This is a genomic window from Muricauda brasiliensis, assembly GCF_003057865.1.
Taxonomy (GTDB): Bacteria; Bacteroidota; Bacteroidia; order Flavobacteriales; family Flavobacteriaceae; genus Flagellimonas; species Flagellimonas chongwuensis.
On sequence record NZ_QBTW01000011.1, the window covers coordinates 72,442 to 95,176 of the forward strand.

The 22,735-nt window shown below is 41.2% G+C and carries 26 protein-coding genes; 19 read left to right on the top strand and 7 right to left on the bottom strand.

Translation table 11 applies throughout. The features are described 5' to 3' along the window. The first annotated feature begins 184 nt into the window (after positions 1 to 184). Complete coding sequence (locus DCK90_RS06320; protein WP_108245341.1) at positions 185 to 1,738, top strand: M20/M25/M40 family metallo-hydrolase; 1,554 nt, start codon at positions 185 to 187, stop codon at positions 1,736 to 1,738. A gap of 60 nt (positions 1,739 to 1,798) precedes the next feature. On the opposite strand, the gene DCK90_RS06325 is transcribed toward DCK90_RS06320, so the two are convergent. Both DCK90_RS06325 and DCK90_RS06330 read right to left on the bottom strand, forming a co-directional pair. Further along, complete coding sequence (locus DCK90_RS06325) at positions 1,799 to 2,203, bottom strand: hypothetical protein (protein ID WP_108245342.1); 405 nt, start codon at positions 2,201 to 2,203, stop codon at positions 1,799 to 1,801. Between the two features lie 140 nt (positions 2,204 to 2,343). Continuing rightward, entirely contained in the window at positions 2,344 to 2,676 is a 333-nt protein-coding gene (locus DCK90_RS06330) for a single-stranded DNA-binding protein (protein ID WP_108245343.1), read from the bottom strand. Positions 2,677 to 2,876: 200 nt separating this feature from the next. Between DCK90_RS06330 and DCK90_RS06335 the strand changes: the two genes are divergently transcribed. The 4 genes from DCK90_RS06335 to DCK90_RS06350 all read left to right on the top strand — a co-directional run bounded on the left by DCK90_RS06335 (position 2,877) and on the right by DCK90_RS06350 (position 5,039). After that, entirely contained in the window at positions 2,877 to 3,101 is a 225-nt protein-coding gene (locus DCK90_RS06335; RefSeq protein ID WP_108245344.1) for a hypothetical protein, read from the top strand. Positions 3,102 to 3,312: 211 nt separating this feature from the next. Further along, complete coding sequence (locus tag DCK90_RS06340; protein ID WP_108245345.1) at positions 3,313 to 3,807, top strand: Dps family protein; 495 nt, start codon at positions 3,313 to 3,315, stop codon at positions 3,805 to 3,807. A gap of 49 nt (positions 3,808 to 3,856) precedes the next feature. Next, positions 3,857 to 4,327, top strand: a complete 471-nt coding sequence (locus tag DCK90_RS06345) for a hypothetical protein (protein WP_108245346.1) — start codon at positions 3,857 to 3,859, stop codon at positions 4,325 to 4,327. Between the two features lie 109 nt (positions 4,328 to 4,436). Next, positions 4,437 to 5,039 carry a GNAT family N-acetyltransferase gene (locus tag DCK90_RS06350; RefSeq protein ID WP_108245347.1) on the top strand — a complete coding sequence of 201 codons (603 nt, stop codon included), beginning with the start codon at positions 4,437 to 4,439 and terminating at the stop codon, positions 5,037 to 5,039. Here the strand turns inward: DCK90_RS06350 and DCK90_RS06355 are convergent. Continuing rightward, the gene (locus tag DCK90_RS06355; protein ID WP_108245348.1) at positions 5,027 to 6,172 is read right to left on the bottom strand and encodes a glycerate kinase; all 1,146 of its coding nucleotides are present in this window, start codon (positions 6,170 to 6,172) and stop codon (positions 5,027 to 5,029) included. The genes DCK90_RS06350 and DCK90_RS06355 overlap by 13 nt on opposite strands. 125 nt (positions 6,173 to 6,297) lie before the next feature. Between DCK90_RS06355 and DCK90_RS06360 the strand changes: the two genes are divergently transcribed. From DCK90_RS06360 to DCK90_RS06375, 4 genes are read left to right on the top strand one after another with little or no spacing between them, the layout of a single operon-like run. Further along, a complete protein-coding gene (locus DCK90_RS06360) occupies positions 6,298 to 6,996 on the top strand; it encodes an SIMPL domain-containing protein (RefSeq protein WP_108245349.1) in 699 nt (232 codons plus the stop codon). Between the two features lie 37 nt (positions 6,997 to 7,033). Next, on the top strand, positions 7,034 to 7,525 hold the full coding sequence (locus DCK90_RS06365; protein ID WP_108245350.1) for a DUF6265 family protein: 492 nt from the start codon (positions 7,034 to 7,036) through the stop codon (positions 7,523 to 7,525). 16 nt (positions 7,526 to 7,541) lie between these two features. Beyond that, positions 7,542 to 8,114 carry a pentapeptide repeat-containing protein gene (locus DCK90_RS06370; RefSeq protein WP_108245351.1) on the top strand — a complete coding sequence of 191 codons (573 nt, stop codon included), beginning with the start codon at positions 7,542 to 7,544 and terminating at the stop codon, positions 8,112 to 8,114. 9 nt (positions 8,115 to 8,123) lie between these two features. After that, the gene (locus DCK90_RS06375) at positions 8,124 to 8,477 is read left to right on the top strand and encodes a hypothetical protein (protein WP_108245352.1); all 354 of its coding nucleotides are present in this window, start codon (positions 8,124 to 8,126) and stop codon (positions 8,475 to 8,477) included. Here DCK90_RS06375 and DCK90_RS06380 read toward each other — a convergent pair whose 3' ends face one another. Beyond that, positions 8,478 to 8,948: a CBS domain-containing protein gene (locus tag DCK90_RS06380; protein WP_108245353.1), complete on the bottom strand. Its 471-nt coding sequence runs from the start codon at positions 8,946 to 8,948 to the stop codon at positions 8,478 to 8,480. Between the two features lie 122 nt (positions 8,949 to 9,070). Here DCK90_RS06380 and DCK90_RS06385 point away from each other — a divergent pair, with 122 nt between their 5' ends. From DCK90_RS06385 to DCK90_RS06395, 3 genes are all read left to right on the top strand, one after another. After that, complete coding sequence (locus DCK90_RS06385; RefSeq protein WP_108245354.1) at positions 9,071 to 11,341, top strand: M28 family peptidase; 2,271 nt, start codon at positions 9,071 to 9,073, stop codon at positions 11,339 to 11,341. Then, a complete protein-coding gene (locus tag DCK90_RS06390) occupies positions 11,334 to 12,140 on the top strand; it encodes an SDR family oxidoreductase (RefSeq protein ID WP_108245355.1) in 807 nt (268 codons plus the stop codon). The genes DCK90_RS06385 and DCK90_RS06390 overlap by 8 nt, the downstream gene beginning before the upstream one ends. Positions 12,141 to 12,222: 82 nt before the next feature. Further along, positions 12,223 to 12,933: a hypothetical protein gene (locus DCK90_RS06395; protein WP_108245356.1), complete on the top strand. Its 711-nt coding sequence runs from the start codon at positions 12,223 to 12,225 to the stop codon at positions 12,931 to 12,933. 1 nt (position 12,934) lies between these two features. On the opposite strand, the gene DCK90_RS06400 is transcribed toward DCK90_RS06395, so the two are convergent. Further along, positions 12,935 to 13,435: a nuclear transport factor 2 family protein gene (locus tag DCK90_RS06400; protein ID WP_108245357.1), complete on the bottom strand. Its 501-nt coding sequence runs from the start codon at positions 13,433 to 13,435 to the stop codon at positions 12,935 to 12,937. Beyond that, positions 13,425 to 13,922 carry a hypothetical protein gene (locus tag DCK90_RS06405; protein WP_159075778.1) on the bottom strand — a complete coding sequence of 166 codons (498 nt, stop codon included), beginning with the start codon at positions 13,920 to 13,922 and terminating at the stop codon, positions 13,425 to 13,427. The genes DCK90_RS06400 and DCK90_RS06405 overlap by 11 nt, the downstream gene beginning before the upstream one ends. Positions 13,923 to 13,986: 64 nt before the next feature. Between DCK90_RS06405 and DCK90_RS06410 the strand changes: the two genes are divergently transcribed. Continuing rightward, complete coding sequence (locus DCK90_RS06410; protein ID WP_108245359.1) at positions 13,987 to 14,928, top strand: NAD-dependent epimerase/dehydratase family protein; 942 nt, start codon at positions 13,987 to 13,989, stop codon at positions 14,926 to 14,928. Between the two features lie 3 nt (positions 14,929 to 14,931). On the opposite strand, the gene DCK90_RS06415 is transcribed toward DCK90_RS06410, so the two are convergent. Then, complete coding sequence (locus DCK90_RS06415) at positions 14,932 to 15,285, bottom strand: hypothetical protein (RefSeq protein ID WP_108245360.1); 354 nt, start codon at positions 15,283 to 15,285, stop codon at positions 14,932 to 14,934. Positions 15,286 to 15,539: 254 nt separating this feature from the next. On the opposite strand from DCK90_RS06415, the gene DCK90_RS06420 reads away from it, so the two are divergent. The 6 genes from DCK90_RS06420 to DCK90_RS06440 all read left to right on the top strand — a co-directional run bounded on the left by DCK90_RS06420 (position 15,540) and on the right by DCK90_RS06440 (position 22,692). Continuing rightward, complete coding sequence (locus DCK90_RS06420) at positions 15,540 to 16,820, top strand: DUF2157 domain-containing protein (RefSeq protein ID WP_108245361.1); 1,281 nt, start codon at positions 15,540 to 15,542, stop codon at positions 16,818 to 16,820. After that, positions 16,813 to 17,397, top strand: coding sequence for a GDYXXLXY domain-containing protein (locus tag DCK90_RS06425; protein ID WP_108245362.1), 585 nt, complete (start codon positions 16,813 to 16,815; stop codon positions 17,395 to 17,397). Before DCK90_RS06420 ends, DCK90_RS06425 begins: the two co-directional genes overlap by 8 nt. Before the next feature lie 113 nt (positions 17,398 to 17,510). Further along, on the top strand, positions 17,511 to 20,336 hold the full coding sequence (locus DCK90_RS06430) for a tetratricopeptide repeat protein (RefSeq protein ID WP_159075779.1): 2,826 nt from the start codon (positions 17,511 to 17,513) through the stop codon (positions 20,334 to 20,336). Between the two features lie 168 nt (positions 20,337 to 20,504). Further along, positions 20,505 to 20,654, top strand: coding sequence for a hypothetical protein (locus tag DCK90_RS16960; protein ID WP_159075780.1), 150 nt, complete (start codon positions 20,505 to 20,507; stop codon positions 20,652 to 20,654). Positions 20,655 to 20,705: 51 nt separating this feature from the next. Continuing rightward, positions 20,706 to 21,290, top strand: coding sequence for a collagen-like protein (locus DCK90_RS17040; protein WP_199912658.1), 585 nt, complete (start codon positions 20,706 to 20,708; stop codon positions 21,288 to 21,290). A 49-nt stretch (positions 21,291 to 21,339) separates the two neighbouring features. Further along, on the top strand, positions 21,340 to 22,692 hold the full coding sequence (locus DCK90_RS06440) for a hypothetical protein (RefSeq protein ID WP_108245364.1): 1,353 nt from the start codon (positions 21,340 to 21,342) through the stop codon (positions 22,690 to 22,692). Positions 22,693 to 22,735: the final 43 nt, after the last annotated feature.

The window sequence follows — 22,735 nt, forward strand, 5'->3', positions numbered from 1 at the left end:
TGCCCCCGACCGGCAAAGTAAAATCCAAGTGCTGCGAAAAATACAAGAAAAGCGAAAAAAAACGCTGTAAAAAGTGTCCGTGCTTTGATCTGATGCAAAAAGTAGCCTAACGGTCCATCTTAAATCACTTATCCATACATTTCAGTTTCCGTATTTGTCCTATTTTTAGGGCAAACTAGAAACTATGATTAAAAAAGCCTTTTTTTTACTTGCCATGCTCCTTGTGTCCAGCATGTCCATATTGGCGCAGGACAAGGATGCCATTATTGAAGCAATTATTCAAGAAGCCAATGAAAACTCGCAACTGGAGACTCTGGGCCATCAGTTAATGGATGGTATTGGCCCTCGTTTAGTGGGTACTCCCCAAATGAAAAAAGCCCACGATTGGGCCGTTGCCAAATACGAGAGTTGGGGAATCCCTGCCCGTAACGAGCAATGGGGGGAATGGAAAGGATGGGAACGTGGCATTAGCCATATTGATATGGTATATCCAAGGGTACAGAGCCTTCGAGGCACCCAACTGGCTTGGAGCCCAAGTACACCGAAAAAGGGGGTAACTGCGGAGTTGGTTGTTCTACCAACGGTTTCTGACTCCATGGAATTCAAAAATTGGCTTCCCAATGTAAAGGGCAAGCTTGTTATGATATCCATGCCACAACCTACAGGAAGACCAGATTACAACTGGGAAGAGTTTGCTACCGAAAAATCCTTTGAAAAAATGAAGGAGGAACGTGAAGAGCAATCCAAAGCATGGGACCAAAACATGGGCAACATCGGATTGAACCGACGTTCTTTACCCATTGCCCTTGAAGAAGCAGGTGCTGTCGGAATCGTTGCCTCGTATTGGTCAAACGGTTTTGGAGTAAACAAAATATTCGGGGCCTACACCAAGGAAATCCCCACGGTGGATTTGGAACTGGAAGATTATGGCATGTTGTATCGCTTGGTTGAATCAGGTCAAAAACCGCAGCTTCACGTGGTGGCCGAATCAAAAGATTTAGGTAAAATGCCAACCTTCAATACCATTGCAGAAATCGAGGGTTCGGAAAAGCCTGATGAATATGTGGTCCTTTCCGCCCATTTTGATTCTTGGGACGGTGGAACCGGTGCAACAGACAATGGTACGGGGACCTTGGTGATGATGGAGGCCATGCGTATTTTGAAAAAAGCATATCCCAACCCAAAACGAACCATTCTGGTTGGACATTGGGGAAGCGAAGAACAAGGTCTTAACGGGTCCAGAGCCTTTGTGGAAGACAATCCTGAGATTGTTGAGGGAGTACAGGCCCTATTCAACCAAGATAATGGTACTGGAAGAGTGGTCCGAATTTCCGGAGGCGGATTTTTGAATGCTTACGATTATTTGGGTAAATGGCTTCACGAAGTGCCTACAGAAATTACTGATGAAATTGAAACTACCTTCCCCGGAACACCGGCACGTGGCGGTTCGGATTATGCATCTTTCCAGGCAGCAGGAGCACCGGCTTTTAGTTTGAGCTCTTTAAACTGGTCCTATTGGAACTATACTTGGCACACCAACAGGGATACTTACGACAAAATTATTTTTGATGATGTAAGAAACAATGCCATCCTAACGGCAATTTTGGCCTATATGGCAAGCGAGCATCCCGAGAAAACATCTCGAGAAAAAGCAGTATTGCCGATTAGCAATAGAACTGGCGAGCAATTGGAGTGGCCAGAGCCACGCTCACCCGAGCGTAACGGAGGTCAGAATTAAAACTACATACAAAAAAACGCCCCAAAATTGGGGCGTTTTTCAACTAACTAAAATCTATATTTACAAAATTCGGGGCGATGCTATTTGCTGTGCCTCAACAAAGGCCTCTTTCGAGATATCTTGTTTGGCTTTATAGGTAAAATATAAACTGGTTCGTTGATAATAATAGTCGCTATGCTCACAATGATTCCCGCACGATTGCGCGTGCTCTGAGTAGGCAGACTGTTTGGCTTTCATATAAATATGGTAAGACGCATTATCTTGGGTCTCCAAATCATTTTCATAGCTTGTTTGATCTTTCCAAAAATCCTTCTCATCCTCCATAGAGAAAAAAACAGACAATTGTTCGTGTTGGGCATCCTTACGAGCCTGTTTTTCATAAAAAGGGATTTCATTATCCTGTGCGGATATTTTAGTGATTACCCCTAGGGCAAAAAGTGCTACTATTTGAACTCTTAATCTCATCCCTCGCATTTATTATATGTACGTTGTTCATTCGAAAAAAGTTCTGGCGTTTGCACTTATAACAACTAAAAAATAATTTACCCTAATACCAAAAACAAAAAAAGGAGGCCAAACCTCCTTTTTTTGTTTCGTATTCATCATTATTTTCCAAGCATCAACAATTCGTTGCATTTAATTTCGGTGATATATCTTTTTTCACCTTCGTTGGTCTCGTATGACCGGTTTATGAGCTTGCCTTCTATTATAACTTCTTTCCCTTTTGATAAAAAATCCTCTGTTATTTCAGCTAATTTGCCCCACGCTACAATATTGTGCCACTGCGTATCTGTTACCTTTTCGCCCTTTGCATTTTTGTAGGATTCATTTGTTGCGATGGAAAATTTGGCCAATTTGGCACCATTTTCCAGTGTGATGATTTCCGGGTCGTTTCCCAAGTTTCCGATCAATTGTACTTTGTTTCTAAGTGAGTTCATAGTAATTAAGATTTAAGATTTGAACATGTATCCATCGAACTTCATTGCTCGACGAGGCAAACTTAGAAGCATCAGAAAGTATTATTTGGTTTGTAATCGTTTGCTTTCGTTTGTAAACGTATGTAAACAATTACATACAATTAAAAGTGACCTAAGAATGCTAACTGTGTCTTATTAATTAACCAATAACTTCTTAGTTCATGTCAATCAGAAGTATCAATAAATATATTGTTGTTAAAAGATTTAGTTTGGGCAAGGTGCTATATGATAAATCGGATACCATTTATGTACAGGAACATGACCCTGTAAACAAAGAACCCCAGAAGGTTTTCAACGGTGAGAAAGAGTATGTTACCGATATTTCTTCAGACGTATACCTTTCATTGCGCAAAGGATTAATTATAGACGATCAGGAAACAGACTGATCGCAACTGTGTTAAAGCACCAAACAAAGACGATTTTTAGTAATCCGCCTAGCCAAAGCTTACTTATCCCCTACCCAATAGTGGCCACAGGCCAATTTAGCACCAAAAGAATCCTCGCATACCTTTTGCATCAATATTTACATCATTTCAATCAATCCGCGCGCGTGTTGGTATGTAATTTTATAGAAAACAAATCAAAAAAATCTATTATATGGAAGCTGTTAAAGCAAAAAATAAAACTTTTAAAAAACTAGGATTCACTTATTTAGAAACTGCTGAAATAGTAGTAAGTCTAAATACTCTTTTGGCCAACTATCAGGTTTTCTATAATAAACTGAGAAATTTCCATTGGAATATCGAAGGGCCAGAGTTCTTTGAACTTCATGAGGAGTTCGAGAACGAATACAATACGGTAAAAGAAAACATTGATATTGTTGCCGAAAGAATCCGTGTATTTGGCGTAAAAAGTAATTTTTCGCTTAAAAAAACCCTTGAGCTTTCAAAAATAAAAGAGCAGGAAAAAAATATTTCCGCACTGGAAATGGTCAGGGAAGTATTGCACGATTACGAAATTCTCCATGATAGCATGTTGGATGCCGTAAATGCAGCACTGGAAACAGGCGATGTGGTCACAGAGAACATGCTAACGGAATTTATGACAGCGTTGGAGAAAAGACACTGGATGTTCACCGCTTACCTAAAATAGTTGAAGCACACATTCAGCGAACTGATTTATTAACTATAAAAATTATACTATGAAAAAGCTCATTACCATACTATCACTAGCAACCCTAACCGCTTTTGCAGGTTATGGTCAAAATAAAAATTCCGGGGTCATGAAGGCCACTACGCAATTAAAGACCTTTACCGTTTCCGAAAATGGAAAGGAAAAGGAATATAGCGTAAAGGTGATGGAACGAAGGAACTATACCATGGAACTGGACAGTAAGGACAAGGGCATGGTGAACCAAGATAGGAAACCATCCTCCGCATACGTCACCAAATTGGTGGCCATAGATAGTGACTCAGACCCTAATTACGACGATTATATGGTACTAAAATACAAAGGTTCCGAAAGGAACAACTTTGAGGTGGTACAGACCGATAACGGTTTTGATATTAACGTTGACGATAGGTCCATGCACTACAATGTGCTGGAAAGCAATTACCTCATTGACAAGAAGGATAAAAGCTTCTTTATAATTGAGGAATTTGAATCGGAATAGTTGATATGATTTCGTTTTTTGATTGATGATGGAGCCAGGGGTTTTCCCTGGCTTTTTCTTTGTTCAAATCGATGGATTAAAACTTATATTTGAACTTTAAATTCAACCTATGGATTCTTGGTTACGCCCCCTTCAATTGGAAGGCGAATTGGTAAAATTGGTTCCCCTGCAAAAAACGCACAAAGTGGATTTGGCCTTTGCCGCATCTGATGGGAAACTTTGGGAGTTATGGTACACGGCCGTTCCCTCGCCCAAAACCGTAGATTCCTATTTGGACACCGCCTTAACAGAGCAGGCAGCAGGAAAATCATTGCCATTTGCCATCATCAACAAAAAAACAAACACTATTGTAGGAACCACCCGTTACCTCAATGTGGACGCCAAGAACAAGCGCGTGGAAATAGGTGCTACTTGGTACTCCAAAAAAGTCCAGCGAACAGGAATCAATACCGAATGCAAGTACATTTTGCTCAAATATGCCTTCGAGAATTTAAACTGTATTGCGGTTGAATTTAGAACCCACTTCCACAACCATCCTTCCCGAAATGCCATCTTAAGGTTGGGAGCCAAACAGGATGGTATTTTAAGAAACCACCGGGTAGATGAAGAAGGTAACCTAAGGGATACCGTTGTGTTCTCCATTTTGAACAGCGAATGGAAGACGGTAAAAACCTCGTTGGAATTTAAAATGACCCGTAGTTATTTGAGTTGACCTTTGGAAAGCTTTACCAAGTTGGCAAAATTGTAACTGGCCAATTTTAAGTTCGCCACCGTACTTGCTTTGGCGTCATCCAGATTCCCTATTTGATTAAGAATAGAGACGGCATAGTCCAATCCCATTTCTTGCATCTCTTCCATATTGACATCGACCGACCCGCAAAAGGCAGCAACAGGAACCTTTCGTTTTTTTGCAGATCGTATCACTCCGCTGATGGTTTTTCCAGAAAAGGTCTGGCTATCCAATTGTCCCTCTCCCGTAATCACCCAATCCGCTCCTTGCAACGCTTCATCAAAATTGGCTAGCTGCATAATCAAATCAACACCTGAAACCAGTTCTGCATTCAAGAAAACTACCGCTCCCCCACCAACACCACCGGCCGCTCCGGAACCTGGAATATTTTGGACATCAATGTCAAATGATGCTTTAAGAATTTCGGAAAAGTTTTTCAACCCTCTGTCCAAAAACTCGATATCCTCATCCGAAGCACCTTTTTGGACGCCATATATTTTGGCCGCACCGTTTTCTCCATAAAAAGGATTGCTCACATCGCACGCCACTTGAATTTTAGCTTTTGAAAGCTTTGAGTGAACATTATGCTGCTGGATTTCCTTCACCTGGCCCAAATTTTTCCCAATAGGTTTCAATTCATTTCCATGGGCATCCATAAATTGATAGCCCAATGCTTTTGCCATTCCCATGCCCCCATCATTGGTAGCACTGCCACCAATTCCCAACAATATGATTTGGACACCACGCTCCAAAGCGTCCAAAATCACCTCACCGGTGCCCAAGGTAGTGGTGTGCATACAGTCCATTTCGGATTTTTGAAGCAATTTGTAGCCAGAGGCTTCAGACATCTCGATAAAGGCCGTTTGCCCATCCTCCGACAGCAGATATTGTGTTGTAATCTCCCTAAAAAGAGGATCTTTGACCTTTACGCTCACCTTTGATGCCTTGAGATAATCGGCCACCACATCAATGGTACCATCACCACCATCGGCCAAGGGCATGTTTAAAATTTCCGATTTTGGGAAAACTTTATATATACCTTGAGCAACGGTTTCACAAAATTCGCGTCCTGTTAGCGAGCCTTTATATTTATCGGGTGCCAAAATAAATTTCATCCCTACAATGTACTCAAGTTTATCGAGTTAATCCAAAGATTTGAATCAATACGAGGGAGCAAAATCCAAAACGGCACAGGTTTTGAACATAAGGCGGAAGTATTTATCTTTAATAAAATTACATCATGAGAAAGACTATAATTTTTGTAGCAACAGCTTTAATTACTATGACAACCTTTGCCCAATCCAAAAACTTTTTGGACACTCCCTATCTGGAAACCTCTTCACAAGTGGACACGCTGGTGACCCCGGATAAAATCTATTTGAACATCATTATACAAGAAAAGGATACTAAAGGCCGTGTTTCCGTAGAGGAGCAGGAAAACCAAATGGCACAGCGCTTTAAGGCCATGGGCATTGATTTGGACAAGCAACTTGTCATCAAAGACATGGGCAGTAACTTCAAAAAATATTTTTTGCGCCAAAAAGAGGTGCTCAAAAGCAAGCAATACTCGTTGGTAGTGTATTCTGGAAAAGAATTGGGCGAAGTAATGGTGGCCTTGGAACAATTGGACATCGCCAACACAAGCATTGAAAAAACCGAGTACTCCAAAATGGAAGAACTGGAACTCGAGCTAAGAACAAAAGCCGTAAAAAAGGCCATGCAAAAAGCTGAGGCCCTAACAAAACCATTGGGCCAAAAAGTTGGAATGGCCATTCATATTGCCGACAACTCGCAATATTACCCAAGATACAACCAAGCTCCGATGATGGAAATGAAAGCCGTTTCTTCCGATATGGGACAAGCACAGCCTTTGGATATCGATTTTGAGAAAATACGAGTGGAGACCACCGTAAACGTAAAATTTGCCCTGTCCAATTAATGGATAGGGTTTCATCAAACAAAAAACCGACCAACCCATGAAATCAATCGTACTTATTTTAATGCTCTGTGCAGGAATCGTTTCCGCTCAGGAAACGCTTCAACTTTCCGAAGGAGAATCATCGCCCAAGGCCAATTTAGAGGAAGTCGCATGGATAGAAGGTCATTGGACGGGCGAAGCCTTTGGTGGAATTGCCGAAGAAATCTGGAGCGCCCCCATGGGCAATTCCATGATGTTCGTTTTTCGTTTGGTCAATGATGACAAGGTTTCCTTCTATGAATCGGGACACATTCAACAATTGGACGATTCCATTATACTACAGCTTAAACATTTTGATGGAAATATGAGAGGTTGGGAAGAAAAGAACGAGACTGTCGACTTTAAACTCGTAAAAATAGAACCGAACAAAGTGTATTTTGAAGGACTCACCATGGAAAAAATTAGCGAGGACCAAATGAATGTCTGGGTTCTTATCGAAGAGGGGGATAATGCCGAAGAAGTACTTTTTGCGTACAAGAGAATGAAATAACATATATTCCAAAACCATGTCGGATAACTTTTGGACAGATCAGGAGTTCACAAAAGAGGATTACACACAGAAAAAATTGCCCAAGGGCGATTACGAAAATTGCCGTTTTGTGGATTGTCTGTTCTCCCAAGGGTATTTGGACAACCAAAATTTTGTGGAATGCACTTTTGAAGGGTGCGACCTCACCAATACCAATATTGCCAATACCACTTTTAACGAAGTGACGTTTATGGACTGTAAAATGGTGGGGGTTCAGTTTGAAACTTGCAGTCAACTTTTGTTATCCCTGCATTTTATGGGGTGCAATCTTTCGGTGGCATCTTTTCATGGCATGGATTTGCCGCGTATCATCTTTGATGGATGTAAGCTCCATCAAACTGATTTCTCAGAGGCTCATCTAAAGCAAGCAGGATTTTCTGGTTGCGACCTTGAAAATGCCCTTTTTGAAAATACAAATCTCGAACAGGCCGATTTTACCTCAGCCATTAATTTCAACATCGACCCATCCATCAATCAACTAAAGAAAACCCGCTTCAGCGAGAGCGGGCTAATCGGTTTATTAAAAAAGTATGATATTGTGGTGACCTAATCTTATCCTATGTCCGAAAGAAAATGCTTGGTCTGTGGCGAAAAACTCTTGGGCCGTATCGATCAAAAATACTGTTCCGACCATTGCAGAAACGCATACAATAACCTACTGAACAGAGACAGCAAAAACCTTGTTCGAAACATCAACAACAAACTTCGCAAAAACTATAGGATTCTTGACAGTTTCCCTCTCAAGGACGGCAAAACCAAGACCACTAAAATGCGTTTGTTGGACAAGGGGTTCGATTTTGAATACCTGACTAACCTATATACCACAAAAAAGGGAAGCACCTACTTTTTTGTCTACGATTTGGGCTATCTACCCCTCGACAACGACTATTTTATGATTGTAAAAAGGGAATAATTATTTCCAACTATGGGAAGTAAGCTTGAGGGCCGCAACCACAATATCTTTTCGGCTGATCTGACCTACCAAAATATCGTTCTTCATCACAGGCAACCTACGTCTATTATGCCTATCAAAAACACCTGCCGCATCAAAAATGGACATATCGTGTGGGATGGTCTCAACATTCTTGGTCATAAACCGCTCCACGCTCTTGTCCAAAATAGGTTGATTAAAATACCTGCTCTCAGATATCTGTTTCATACAATCAGCCTCCGAAACAATCCCTACCAAAAAACCATTGTTGTCCACAACGGGCCCACCAGAAATATGGTGTTTGGCAAAAGTCTCCATCACTTCCAAAATGGACTGGTCCGGAGAAAAGGTGATCAATTTTTTGGTCATGTAGTCCTCCACCAAAATCGGGGCATTGTATTTCTTCTTAGCCTCCTCTTTGCATCGTACGCCTTGAAAACTTTTGATTGCCATATGGTTAGATTTTAAAGTTGAATAATAAATATAGACTTTTTTAGCGAATAACCTAATTTTTGACATCAAAATATGAGAACCTTTTAGAATTTCATACATTTAATCACCAACAACGCTAAGCCATGAAATTTTCCCGGACCCTTGCCCTATTACTCCTTCTTTTTGCCGTATACTGGAGCTTTAAATCCTTGATGCCTTCCTACAGCCCCGACCAAGATGTTGAGCTGGAAGCCTTTTCCACGGACAGGGCGCTGGAGCATGTAAAACAATTGTCCATGGAACCCCATGCCGTTGGTTTTCCTGGGCACGAACGTGTCAAAGATTATATCATTTCCGAATTGAACAAAATGGGGTTGACGACGACCGTTCAAGATGGGTATACCGCTGGTGACTGGGGCAACTTGAGCAAGGCAACCAATATTCTTGCAAGAATAGAAGGAAGTGGAGATGGAAAAGCACTTCTTCTATTGTCTCACTACGACAGCAATCCACATTCATCATTCGGAGCAAGTGACGCAGGAAGCGGCGTAGCGACTATTTTGGAAGGGATACGCGCCTTTTTGAGCGAGAACAGGACGCCCAAAAACGACATCATTATCCTCATCAGTGATGCAGAGGAACTTGGGCTTAACGGAGCGGATCTTTTTGTAAACAAGCACCCCTGGGCCAAAGATGTAGGACTAGCACTTAACTTTGAGGCAAGGGGCAGCGGCGGCCCCAGTTACATGCTTATCGAAACCAATAGGGGCAATGCCAAATTGATAAAAGAATTCAAAGAGGCCAATCCAAAATATCCCGTAGCAAATTCCTTGGCCTACAGTATCTACAAAATGCTCCCGAACGATACAGACCTTACTGTTTTTAGGGAAGACGGCGATATCGAAGGCTTCAATTTTGCATTTATCGACGACCATTTTGATTACCATACCGCATTGGATAACTACGAAAGATTGGACAGGAACACACTTGCCCACCAAGGCAGCTACTTAATGCCCCTGCTCACCCATTTTAGTGATGCCGATTTGGACAACCTAAAAAGTTTGAGCGATGAAGTATACTATAATCTTCCTTTTTACAAGATGGTATCCTACCCTTTTGAATGGATTTGGCCTATGTTCGGTTTTGCAGTTCTTGCGTTTGTACTACTGCTATTTTTTGGTTTCAAAAACAAAAAACTCAATATCAAGGAAATTTTCAAGGGCTTTGTTCCGGTTCTTATCACTTTGCTCGTCAACGGACTTGCGGGATACTTCTGTTGGTCCATCATTACATGGTGGTATCCCGGCTTTAAGGATATGCTTCATGGATTCACTTACAATGGACATCTCTACATTGCGGTGTATGTCATATTCTCCCTCTTCGTGTGCTTTTACACCTATCACAAATTCCGAAAAACAAGTACGTCCAATTTATTGGTTGCTCCCATATTTATTTGGCTGATTATTTGTGGCTTGGTGGCACACTACCTTAAAGGAGCCAGCTTTTTTATAATTCCTCTATTTAGTTTGTTGGCAGGACTCTTGGTGACCGTCAATCAAGAAAAACCAAATCCGTTCCTAATGGTGTTTTTGGCATTTCCCGCAGTACTCATTTATTCCCCTTTCATTAAAATGTTCCCCGTTGGCCTTGGTTTAAAAATGATGGTCGCCGCAACGCTGTTCACAACACTGTTGTTCTTCCTGATACTCCCATTTTTTGGCCAGCTAAAAAGTAAAGGGCGTTTGGCCTACCTCTGTTTGTTTCTCTTCTTCGCATTTGGAATCACAAGCCATATCCAATCCGACTTTAACGAGAAAAGACCAAAACCAAGCAGCTTGCTATATGTTTACAATGAAGACAAAAACACTTCCCAATGGGCCACTTACGACAATGTTCTGATGGATTGGAACGGTCAATTTCTTGGAGAGGATAAAAAGCAACCCGAAGCAGAGACGATTTCCAGTAAATACCGCACCAATTTGAATTATGTTGCCGATGCTCCAAAAAAAGAAATACCTGTGCCGTACATTGATACGGTAATGGATACCATCGTTGGTGAAAACAGAGTGATTGAAATCTGCATAACCCCACAAAGAGATGTAAACCGTTTAGAGGTCTTTACAAACCCCATAAAACTGGGGAAAGCCAAAGTAAACCAAATTGAGTTGTCCTCCCATTTCTTGGAAAACAGGAAAAACAGATTGGTCACTCATTACATAACAGACAATAATTTCACGGAACTACAATTGGAGTTCCCCAAGGATTCTGTACTGGAACTTACTCTTTATGAAGCCTCCAACGACCTTTTGACACATCCTGACTTCAGTATTCCGGAACGTCCAAAAAACAGTATTCCCATGCCATTTGTTCTAAATGACGCTATATTAACGATTAAAACTTTACGATTTGAGTAAAAACATTGGTGTTTTGGGCTGTGGCTGGCTAGGATTGCCCTTAGCGAAAAAATTAATTGAAGATGGATATAACGTTCACGGGACCACCACATCATCCGATAAGTTCTCTGCCTTGGAGAACGAAGGAATCAAACCCTTCAAGGTTCGTTTGTCGGAAAAAGAAATTGAAGGCGACATCCAAAGCTTCCTTTCCCATCTTGATACAGTAATCATCAACGTGCCGCCGAAACTTCGTGGCAAGCAAACCGAAAGCTATGTTGAAAAAATCAAGCACCTCATCACGGAAATCAAAAAGAGTGAAGTGGCCCATGTCATTTTTGTAGGGAGTACGGCCGTTTACGGGGATGCCGAAGGCGAAGTATCCGAAGAATCGCCTACACAGCCTACAACCGAATCGGGCAGACAATTGGTGGAATGCGAAAGCTTATTTCGCAATGAAAACGGATTCAAAACAACCATTATCAGATTTGGGGGATTGATTGGTCCAAATAGGCATCCCGTCACCATGCTTTCCGGCAGGGAGAACCTGACTGGCGGAAACAATCCAATAAATCTGATCCACCTTCATGATTGCATTCACATGATTGCTACCATTCTAGAGCAAGGATACTGGGGAGAACTCTTTAACGGTGTATATCCGCATCACCCCAAAAAGCAAATATATTATTTTGAAGAAGCCCAAAAGAGAGGCTTGCCCGCTCCCGCTTATGACGAAGAACCCGATACCAAAGGAAAGATAGTACTGAGCAAGAACTTTATGGGCAAAGGCCATACCTTTCAAACTGCAATTGATTCCTAGGGGCATAGCCTTTTACTTATCGAATTCTTAACAGGCGGGTTGGGATTAATTTGTTAGATTTGGCGCACTAAATTGAAGATCAATGAAAAAGTCTGTACTCCTATTGCTCCTATTTGTGGGCTTTACAGGTATTTCCCAAACAAACGATGCACTCCTAAAACACTATAATGCTTACTACAAAGAAATGCGCCTTCAGGGTGATGTAAATGGTGTAATCAGTGCATTGACGCACCTCAACGTGATTTCTCCTTCCAAAGAGAGAAGAGATACCTTGGCCTTTGTTTACATGAACAATGGCAAACACATGCAAGCCTTGAACACTATAGGCATTGAAAAGAATGCCGATGATTCGGATTTGGCTGTACAGGTAAAGGCTTTTTCCCTAAAATCCTTGAACCAGCCCAAAAGAGCTTTGGAACATTTTGAGGAGTTGAATTCCAGAAACCCATCTCCTTACCTCGCTTATGAAATGGCCGACCTTAAAATTCAAACTGGGGACATGGAAGGAGCCGTTAAAAATATAGAATATGGTATTGCCAATGCAACGGATGAAATGAAGTATGCTTTTTATGAAAGACAACAACCCTATGAAGTTCCTCTAAAAGCGGCTTTCTACCATTTGAAGGGATTGGCCGATTTTAACCAGAACAAAGAGAATATCGATGCCGCTATTGCTTCTATTGATGAAGCACTGAAAATAGCCCCAAATTTTAATTTGGCAAGTTTGAGCAAGCAAGCTTTGGAATCGAGAAAGCAACAAGCCGCTGAAACTTCTGAAGCGACTAAAAATTAAGCTACTGCTTCTTTTTTAGCTCTTGGAGTAACGCATTGTCCTTTTCTTCCTTGATTTGGACCAGCTCTTCCACATTATCGTTGGGTACAGCTATTGACAATACATAATGGGCAATCTTCCATTGCCCATTTATTTTTTTAAGTACTCCGGAACCTCTGCAAATTTTCATTTGGGTATCCAACAATTCGTCGAACCAGGCAAAATCGGCAGACTCCCCTACATAAATATTTCGCTGTACCGCAGTAAAGCTCCAGGCTTTGCCCTTGTCAAAATACGGTTTGGAGAATGCCCTGAATTCATCGTTCTGCCAGTTTTCCATGGCATCGGTTCCCAAGAACACACCGTCCTCGGTCATTTTATCAAAATAAGCCTCGAAATCTGCGTTTGCCGCAGCAAGGTGCCAACTGTCCAGCACATCATTGATTTTATCCTCCTCCGTATTCTGCGCAAATAGGGTCGCTGATACCGTTAAAAGCACCAAGACAAGAATCTTATGTTTCATCTAGAATCAGTTTTTTATCCAACTGGCTGTTCATGATCACATTCAATTGCTTACGTATGGAATTGTATGCTTCCAACACCTTTATGGTGGGCTCTGTGGTCGGTTGATTTTCCATAATACTGGTCTTGGCCTTGTAGAGAAAAGTGCGCATCACCATTTGTCTGCTCTTCACTTGAAAAGAATCGAACAGTTCAGGGTATTGTCCTGATTCCAAATCTTTCTCCTTTTCTATCAAATCATCTATGGCAAGGGCCAAATCTTCATTGTTGGTTGCCTTGTAAAGCACATCTACGCTAGCATTCAAATTTTTAAACTGCGACCAATTTTCAACTATGGCAGCAGCTTCGGGATTGATTTCAAATTTTTCAGGCATTTTTTGATAGTTGAACTCCAACTCCTCGGTGTTTACCTCAACAGGGGCTTCTTCAACCTTTTTACAGGCATTTAGAAGTATTATCAGAACAAGAATACCTAACAATTTTTGCATAAGCGAATGTACAAATTTTAATAAAGGGTATCTTTGCCCTCGAACCAAATTAACTTCATTTTTAATGCATAAGCCCATATTGATCATTGGCGCCTGTGGCCAAATAGGAACGGAACTCACCTTTGAACTTAGAAGCAAGTACGGTGCTGATAATGTAATTGCAAGTGATATTCGCGAGGGTGGGGACGCCTTGATGCAGTCAGGACCTTTTGAACTCTTGGACGCCACCAACTATGGGGCAATTGAAGATGTGGTGATGCATTACGAGATCGATGAAGTTTACTTAATGGCCGCCATGCTCAGTGCTACGGCAGAAAAATTCCCAATGCGTGCATGGAACCTGAACATGAACTCTCTTTTCAATGTCCTGAATTTGGCTAAGGACAAAAAGATTTCCAAAGTATTCTGGCCCTCCAGCATAGCTGTGTTTGGACCGAACACCCCTAAAACCAATACTCCGCAGAGTACAATTATGGAGCCAAGTACTGTGTATGGCATAAGCAAACAATCGGGCGAAAGGTGGTGCGAATACTATCACAAAAAATATGGTGTGGACGTTAGAAGTGTGCGCTACCCTGGCTTGATCAGCTGGAAAACGATGCCCGGCGGCGGCACCACCGATTATGCCGTGGAGATTTATCATGAAGCACTTAAAAAAGGTTCATATGAGTGCTTTTTGAAGAGCGATACAGAACTTCCCATGATGTATATGGACGATGCCATTAGAGCAACCATTGATTTAATGGAGAGTCCATCGGAGCAAATAAAAGTGAGGTCTTCCTATAATTTGGCAGGCATGAACTTTACACCTGAGCAAATGGCCGAAAGCATTAAGAAACATATCCCTGCTTTTGATATTAGCTACGCTCCGGATTTTAGACAGGAAATCGCCGATTCTTGGCCCAGTAGCATTGACGATACGGAAGCAAGAAACGAGTGGGGTTGGGAGCCGAAGTTCAACTTGGAACAGACCACTAAAGAAATGCTCGACAACTTGAAGGGTTAAGGATTATTCGTCTTCGTCAGAGTCGGAATCACCATCCGAATCCGGATCATCATCGGAATCTGAAAAGTCTTCATCTTCCTCAGGTATTTTTTCGTAGCCCTCGGAATCAAAATTATCTTCCTCATTATCATCCTCGTCAAAATCGGCCATGGTGCGTTCCAGTTTAGAACTGATCTTTACCAGATATTTGGTATCCTCGGTGGATACTTCCACGGCCTCTATATATTCTCCCTTTATATTCTTGAAGTTAATGACATCATCGTCCCCATATCCATCAGGATATTTTTCCACCAAAAGCTTGAGTACCTCGGAGGTGAGTTTTTTATAGTCTACAATTACGCGTTTGAGGTTGTCCATGGTATTGTTGGTTACTTATCCTAAGTTATATAACTATTGTGATTGTATGGAAAAATTATAAAAAAAATCTTTGCATTTCAAAATTGGGGCGATTTTATCGACCAAAAATGATGTTAACCTGAAGTTGATATTAAAAAAAGGGAAAGAACACAGAAAAGCAACTTATAGGAAAGATTAAATCATTCTACCGACTTTACAATAATTATGTATCTTAACCTAATCTAACACAGCTCTTAACCTACAAACCCAGGACTATGAGTATTCTCAACGACCTGCAAGAACTTGAAAAGGCCGGGGTAATCTCCAAGGATACCGCGACAAGGATAGAATCGTACTACAAAGGCAGAAACGATACATCCACCAATAAGCTTTTTTTGGTTTTTGGTGTTTTGGGAGCCATCTTAGTGGGGCTGGGCATAATCCTCATAATTGCGCATAACTGGGATGAACTGCCCCGTGGGCTAAAAACAGGGGCCGCATTTCTTCCTCTATTGGTCGGACAGGCCCTATGCTCGTTCACCTTACTAAAAAAGCATCAAAACGTTGTTTGGAAAGAAAGTTCAGCTGTTTTTTTGTTTTTTGCAGTAGGCGCTAGCATCGCTTTAATCAGCCAGATATATAATATTCCCGGTGATTTAAGCTCATATCTGCTGACCTGGATGATTTTGACATTGCCCCTTGTTTATGTAATGAGATCTTCAATGGTTTCTTTGCTCTACATTATTGGAATAACCTATTTCGCAAGCGAAACCGGATATTGGGACTACCCCACTGATTCACCCTATGTTTTTTGGCTGATGCTTGCTGCTATTGTTCCACATTATTATCTTTTACTAAAGAAAAGTCCCCATAGCAACTTTGTCCGCTTTCATAATTGGTTTGTCGCCTTGTCCCTTACTGTGGTTCTGGGTACTTTTTCAAAACAAATGGACGAACTCATGTTCTTGGCATACACCTCTTTATTTGGCCTGTTCTATCTTTTCGGAACAAGTAAATTCCTCCCTGATAGAACCACAAAAAATGCCTTTACCATATTGGGAAGCTTGGGGACCGTTATCATTTTATTGATTTTAAGCTTTAATGAGTTTTGGGAACATCTCATTAAAAAAGATATGTTCCTGAGTGAAATTAGTGTTGCTCCGGAATTTATCATTACCATCATTTTGACCGTATTGGCCATGGTGTTTGTGTATAAAAGGTTAAAATCGTCATCGAATAAAAGCATCTCTCCTTTTTCGGTTGCTTTCCTATTGTTTATACCTGTGTTCTTTATAGGAACATTTTCACCCATAGCGGTATTCTTGATAAATTTTTTGGTTTTCGCCATAGGGATCCTAACAATTAGAGCTGGTTCAAAACAGAACCATTTGGGCATTCTCAACTACGGTCTTCTTATTATAGCTGCATTGATCGTATGCCGGTTTTTTGATACCGACCTAAGTTTTGTAATCCGTGGATTACTATTTATATCTGTTGGTGTGGGATTCTTTTTTGCCAACTATAGAATGATTCAAAAAAGACAGGGAAATGACTAGCAAGAATAAGCACATACTCATTTTTGCCTTAGTGGCATTGGTTCAACTTTATGTTCCTGCCAAAATGATATGGAACCAGGAAAGCATATTGGAAGATGGCAAAGAATATAAATTTAAGACTGCACCCATAGACCCCAACGATCCTTTCAGGGGAAAATACATCACCCTGACTTTTGAAGAGAACACCTATAAAGTTAGTGGTGAGATGGAGTGGACACGAGGGGAGGAAGTATATGTACTGCTCACTACCAACGCATCCGGATTTGCAAAAATAGACTCCATTACCAAACAAACGCCGGACAACTCTATCGATTTTGTTAAGGCCAAAGTATGGTTTCTCTCCGGAAACGGTGAAAACAAGTTGACCATAGACTACCCTTTTAATAGGTATTATATGGAAGAGTCCAAGGCCTATGATGCAGAGGTCACATATAGGGAATCTCAAATAGATACCTCAAAAACCACATATGCCCTGGTTCAAATCAAAAATGGTGATGCCGTGCTAAAGGATGTATTGATAGATGGAGTCCCCATCAGAGAAATAGTGAAAAAGGATCAAAGCAAAAATCAACGCTAACAACGTACACTTCCAAAGAGTTCCTGTTTTTGCAGCACATCAACATGGAGGGCGGTTGTGAAATGGAATTTTATTTAACTTGACCCATCAGGTCGATGAAAAAAATTGATTTTATGATTAAAAAAGGTTTAGCTTTTATTCTTACGTCAATATGGTTTTCATCATTTGGTCAAGATATTCCTGAAGAATTTTTGGTCCATCAAACACAAATGGATTCCTTATCCAAATTATCAAAATATGATGATGCGCTCCAGCTTGCATTTCAAAATCTTGAAATCGCAAAAAGAGAAGGTTCCCATCTGCTTTTGGGAAAGGCAAAGAGCAAAATCTCGCATCTATATTTCAGGAAGGGCGATTACGATTCCACAACCTATTATGCCAAGCAAGCAATGAACTTGGCGAGTGCCAACAGACTACCAGAGGTAATGACAAGCGCCTTGCTTTCACTGGGCAATGTCCATTATTCAAAGTTCGAAGACATTGATGCCATTGACCACTATCAAAAAATAGATTCCATTTCCGAGCGCTATGATGAAAAAAACTCTCACGTGGTAAATGCACTATTCAATCTGGGAAAGGTACTGTTGCGAACCTACAGCGTACAGGACACATCCTATATTGGGAAAGCAGAGCGTTATTTCCGCAGTGCCCAAAAAATAGCTTCGGAAATCGGAAATCCTGAAGAGGAACATTTCGGTTATATAATGCTGGGCAATATTTATGGGCAACGACGGGAATATGAAAAAGCTATCCCCTACTTTAAAAAAAGTTTGGCCTATTTTGAACGTATGGGCTCCAATAAACGGGTAGCGGACATCTATTGGTCCCTTGGTATTATTGAGACGGACCTCAACAATTACGAGCAAGCCGAATTTTATTACAAGAAAAGACTCGACCTATTGACACAGGCGGAAAACCCCGAAGAAATCGCAAATGCCAATCGTGTCCATGCAGGTTTCCTTCAAAGAATTAACAGACAGCAAGAAGCCATCCCATATTTGGAAAAGGCATATGATTATTTCCAAGATTCCGACGCGGGCCATAGTGGCATTCTATTGGGTATTACAAGCTCACTTGCCGAGGCTTACAGAAAAACGGGGGATTTTGAAAAAGCCACCGAGTTCTATAGCCAAACCTTGGTGCATCAAGATTCTTTGGATACCCGAAAACAAAAAAGTCTTGCATTGGACCTAGAGGCCAAATACCAAACACAAAAAAAGGAGCAGGAAATCGCTTTGCTAAAGTCTCAGAGTGAACTGGCCGAGGAGCGCAAAAAAAATCAACAACATATTTTTTTGGGAGGAATTGTGCTTATCTCATTGGTCGCCCTTTCTCTATTTCTGCTCTACCGCAACCGTCAAAAGACCAATAAACGGTTAATGGAGCTGGACACCGCCAAATCAAATTTCTTTGCCAACATTTCCCATGAACTGCGCACTCCATTATCCTTGATACAGGGCCCGGTGGAACAACAGCTGGAAAATACCCTTCTGAGCAAGGAAGACAAACAAAACCTGACCATTGCGAAAAACAGTGCTGAACGGCTGACCACATTGGTGGACCAATTGCTGGACCTTTCCAAACTGGAGTCCAATTTTTACAAATTACGGGTTGGACAAGGGTTGTTGACTCCCTTTCTAAAATCCCTTGTGGAATCATTTTCTTTCAAAGCCAACAAAAAGTCGCAACTGCTCAATAGTGATATATCCATAGATAAAAACAACTATTGGTATGATTCCGATGTGCTCCAAAAAATTATTGTGAACCTTTTGGGCAACGCACTAAAATATAGTCCTGAAAATGCCGAAATCCATCTAAGCGCAAATATTAAGAATGGCAACCTCTTGTTATCCATTAAAAATACAGGGGAATCCATTCCGCAAGAAAAGCTCAAAAAAATCTTCGACCGTTTTCACCGAAGTCACGAAGATGAGCCCGGTACGGGTATTGGTTTAGCCCTCACCAAAGAGCTTGTAGAACTTCATAAGGGCAAAATAGATGTGAAAAGTGATGTTGACAGCGTAACATTTTATATAGAGGTTCCAGTTCACGAAAAAGCCTTCTCAGCAAATGAGAAAGACATGCATTCCAAACCGACAACCCAAAAAACGCCCCATCAGAAAAATGAAGTCATCCCTATCATGGATTCCGAAGCATTCATCTCGAAAAGTGATGAGAACATGGACATCGCATTAATTGTGGATGATAATGAGGATATACGAACATATGTTTCTTCCCTTCTTCAGGAAAACTACCATATTCTTAGTGCCGAAAATGGGGAAATCGGATTTCAAAAGGCATTAAAGCAGGTGCCCGATCTAATCATCACAGATTTAATGATGCCAAAAGAGGATGGTCTGAAACTTACCAAGAATTGTAAGACCAACGATACTACCTCCCATATTCCCATTATTATGCTCACGGCCAAGACAGGTGATGAAAACCAACTGGAAGGATTGGAGATAGGGGCAGATGCCTACCTGACCAAGCCATTTAACAACAAGGTTTTGAAACAAACGATAAAAAACCTTTTGGAGAGCCGTAAAAAACTACAAAAACGATTTAGTCAAGAAGTAATCCTAACCCCCAAGGATATTTCCATTGATTCCTACGACCAACGGTTCTTGGAGTCGCTACAAAATATTCTGGACCAACAATTGGTATCTTCCAACTTTAATGCGGAGGCCTTTGCAATTGCCATTGGTATGAGCAGAATGCAACTACATCGAAAACTAAAGGCCCTAACCGGACAGACCACTTCGGAATTTATCCGCGGACAACGGCTTAAACTGGCAGCCAAACTTTTACAGGAAAGCAATGTCAACATCTCAGAAATAGGATATCAAGTAGGTTTTAACGATCATTCCTATTTTACCAAATGCTTTCGGGAAACCTATGGCCTCTCCCCTTCTGAATTCAGTAAGAACAAGACTTTTTAAATTCTTCCTGATCGGAAAACAGTAGTTATGTTACATATTTCACAGGCTTTGATACATAATTCATAGACCCCTGTCTCCCATACCATTAAGTTTGCTTCAAAGGTTGGCAGTGTAAGTCACAAACGTATTCCACCTTGCCAATTACTAACAAAAAAACTTCATATCAACATGAAAAAAAAGAGGTATGAAGGTACACTAGATGAAGTTCCCCGCTTTGAGATTTATTTAAATGTGAACAAACTAAAAAGAGGGAAGTACCTACTAAAAATCATGAACCAAAACAAAATTGTCAAGAACACACATTTCTCCAAAGAATGATTCCCAGTAAAACGTAAGCCTTTAACAGAACAATTAATTACAACCTTAAAAATGAAAACCTCAATTTTATTTATTAAAACAACAATTATTATACTCTTGGCCTCTTTATTCATCGGCTGTTCCGCAGAAGATGGTGAGGCGGGTGCAACCGGTCCCCAAGGTGAGCAAGGTCCAACAGGGCCTCAGGGGGCGCAGGGTGAACAAGGACCAACTGGACCCCAAGGTGAACCTGGAGAAGATGGAAATGCCAATGTAATCGCCTCTGAATGGATACCGGAACAATTTTCGAATGACGTTGTAAGCTATACACAGTTTAATATTGAAGATGAAGCATTTACTAGCGATATTTTAAATTCTGGAACCGTTTTGGTATATGGGCGTGATGGAGTTTCAGTAGTTGCTATTCCCGTAGTGTTCAACAACCAAACCTATTACTTTACAGTGCCGGAAAATTTGGGCGAAATCATCTTTATCGCCCGCTCAGTTGATAACTCCCCCACCGCCTTTGGTGTATTCACGGATTTTAGATATGTGATTATCCCCGCCAGCAGTACCACAACTAAAAACGGACAGACAATGCACTTTAACAAAATGACCTACCATGAAGTAATGGACCATTTTGGCCTTTCATATTAACTCTGACCTGAAACAAAAACTACAACACTTATAATAAACACCATAAATTATGAAACCTACAAAGCTTTTTTTGACACTACTGTCTATTTGCTTTACATTTTTACTGCTATCCTGCAGCAATGATGACAATGGAAGTGAAATCGAAGATGAAATTGAAGATGTGGATGACGTTGGAGATGATGACGATGGCAACGACGATGACGGGGAAGAAATTACGGTTGGGACCTTGGTTACATTGAGTCCTTCCAATAACGAAAAGCCCGTTTCCAAGACACCGACTATAGCCTGGGAGGAGTACGATGGAGAGCAAACGGTAACATACTCGGTTTTTCTTGGAACCTCCGAGGATGGGTTGACAGAATTCGCATCCGGACTTGACATGCCCGCCTTTGATATAGAGGAAACCGACGCCCTTGAACTGAACACCGACTATTATTGGCAGGTAATAGCCGTTGAAAATGGCACTACCCTAGCAGAAAGCGAAATACAGGTCTTTACCACCGAAGCCATTTTCGCTACTTTGATTACCGAAGATGCAGCATACGGAAGCAGAAAAGCTGCTGGTGTTGAAGTCTTTGACGATAAAATTTGGGTGATCGGAGGCAGAGACGAAACGGATACTCCGCTCCCGGATATTTGGTCCAGTGTTGATGGTGAAAACTGGACATTTGAAGGCAATCTTTCTTTTGGGGCCATTTATGGGCACGAGCTGATAGCGTTCAATGGTAAACTATGGATCTACGGAGGTATTTACGAGGGTATTGTGTCCAACAAGATTTTTAGTTCCGAAGATGGCATCACTTGGGTGGAGGAAACGGAGACCACACCCTTTACTCAATATCAGTCCTCTAGATTTACAGCTCTTGGAGATCAAATATTTAGGATTGCCGGCTACCGGGGCGATGTGGAAGAACTTTCCCCTGAGCGAAATGTCTATAGTAGTACGGATGGCTTAAATTGGGTGCTGGAAACCGAAAACCATGGATTTGAATCCAAATACGGTTTTCAAATTGAAAGCCTCAATGATATTCTATATTGCTTTGAACCCAATCCAGATTCCGATATCGAATCAATCAGTACAAGAACAAGTACGGATGGGGCAAACTGGTCCGCTCCGGTGGTTTCTGGCATTCGGGAGAGAGGTATAAACTCTGTAAGAACCGTAGTATTGGACAATGCCATTATATTGATGACTACTCCTATTGATGGCCCCAATAGCTACTCCACCTTTTATATATCCCCAAATGGTGAAGATTGGGAATTGGCCACTACGATTGATTCCTTCCCTATACGGGCTATTTTCTTTACGTTGGTCAATTTAAATGGTGATCTATTTGCCATCGGAGGGACCCAAAGGAGTAATTTTTCGTCAACCGACAATAGCGTTTGGAAGTTAAACTGATGCAATAGTATTTGAGGAAATATTGATCTACAAGAAGTATCGA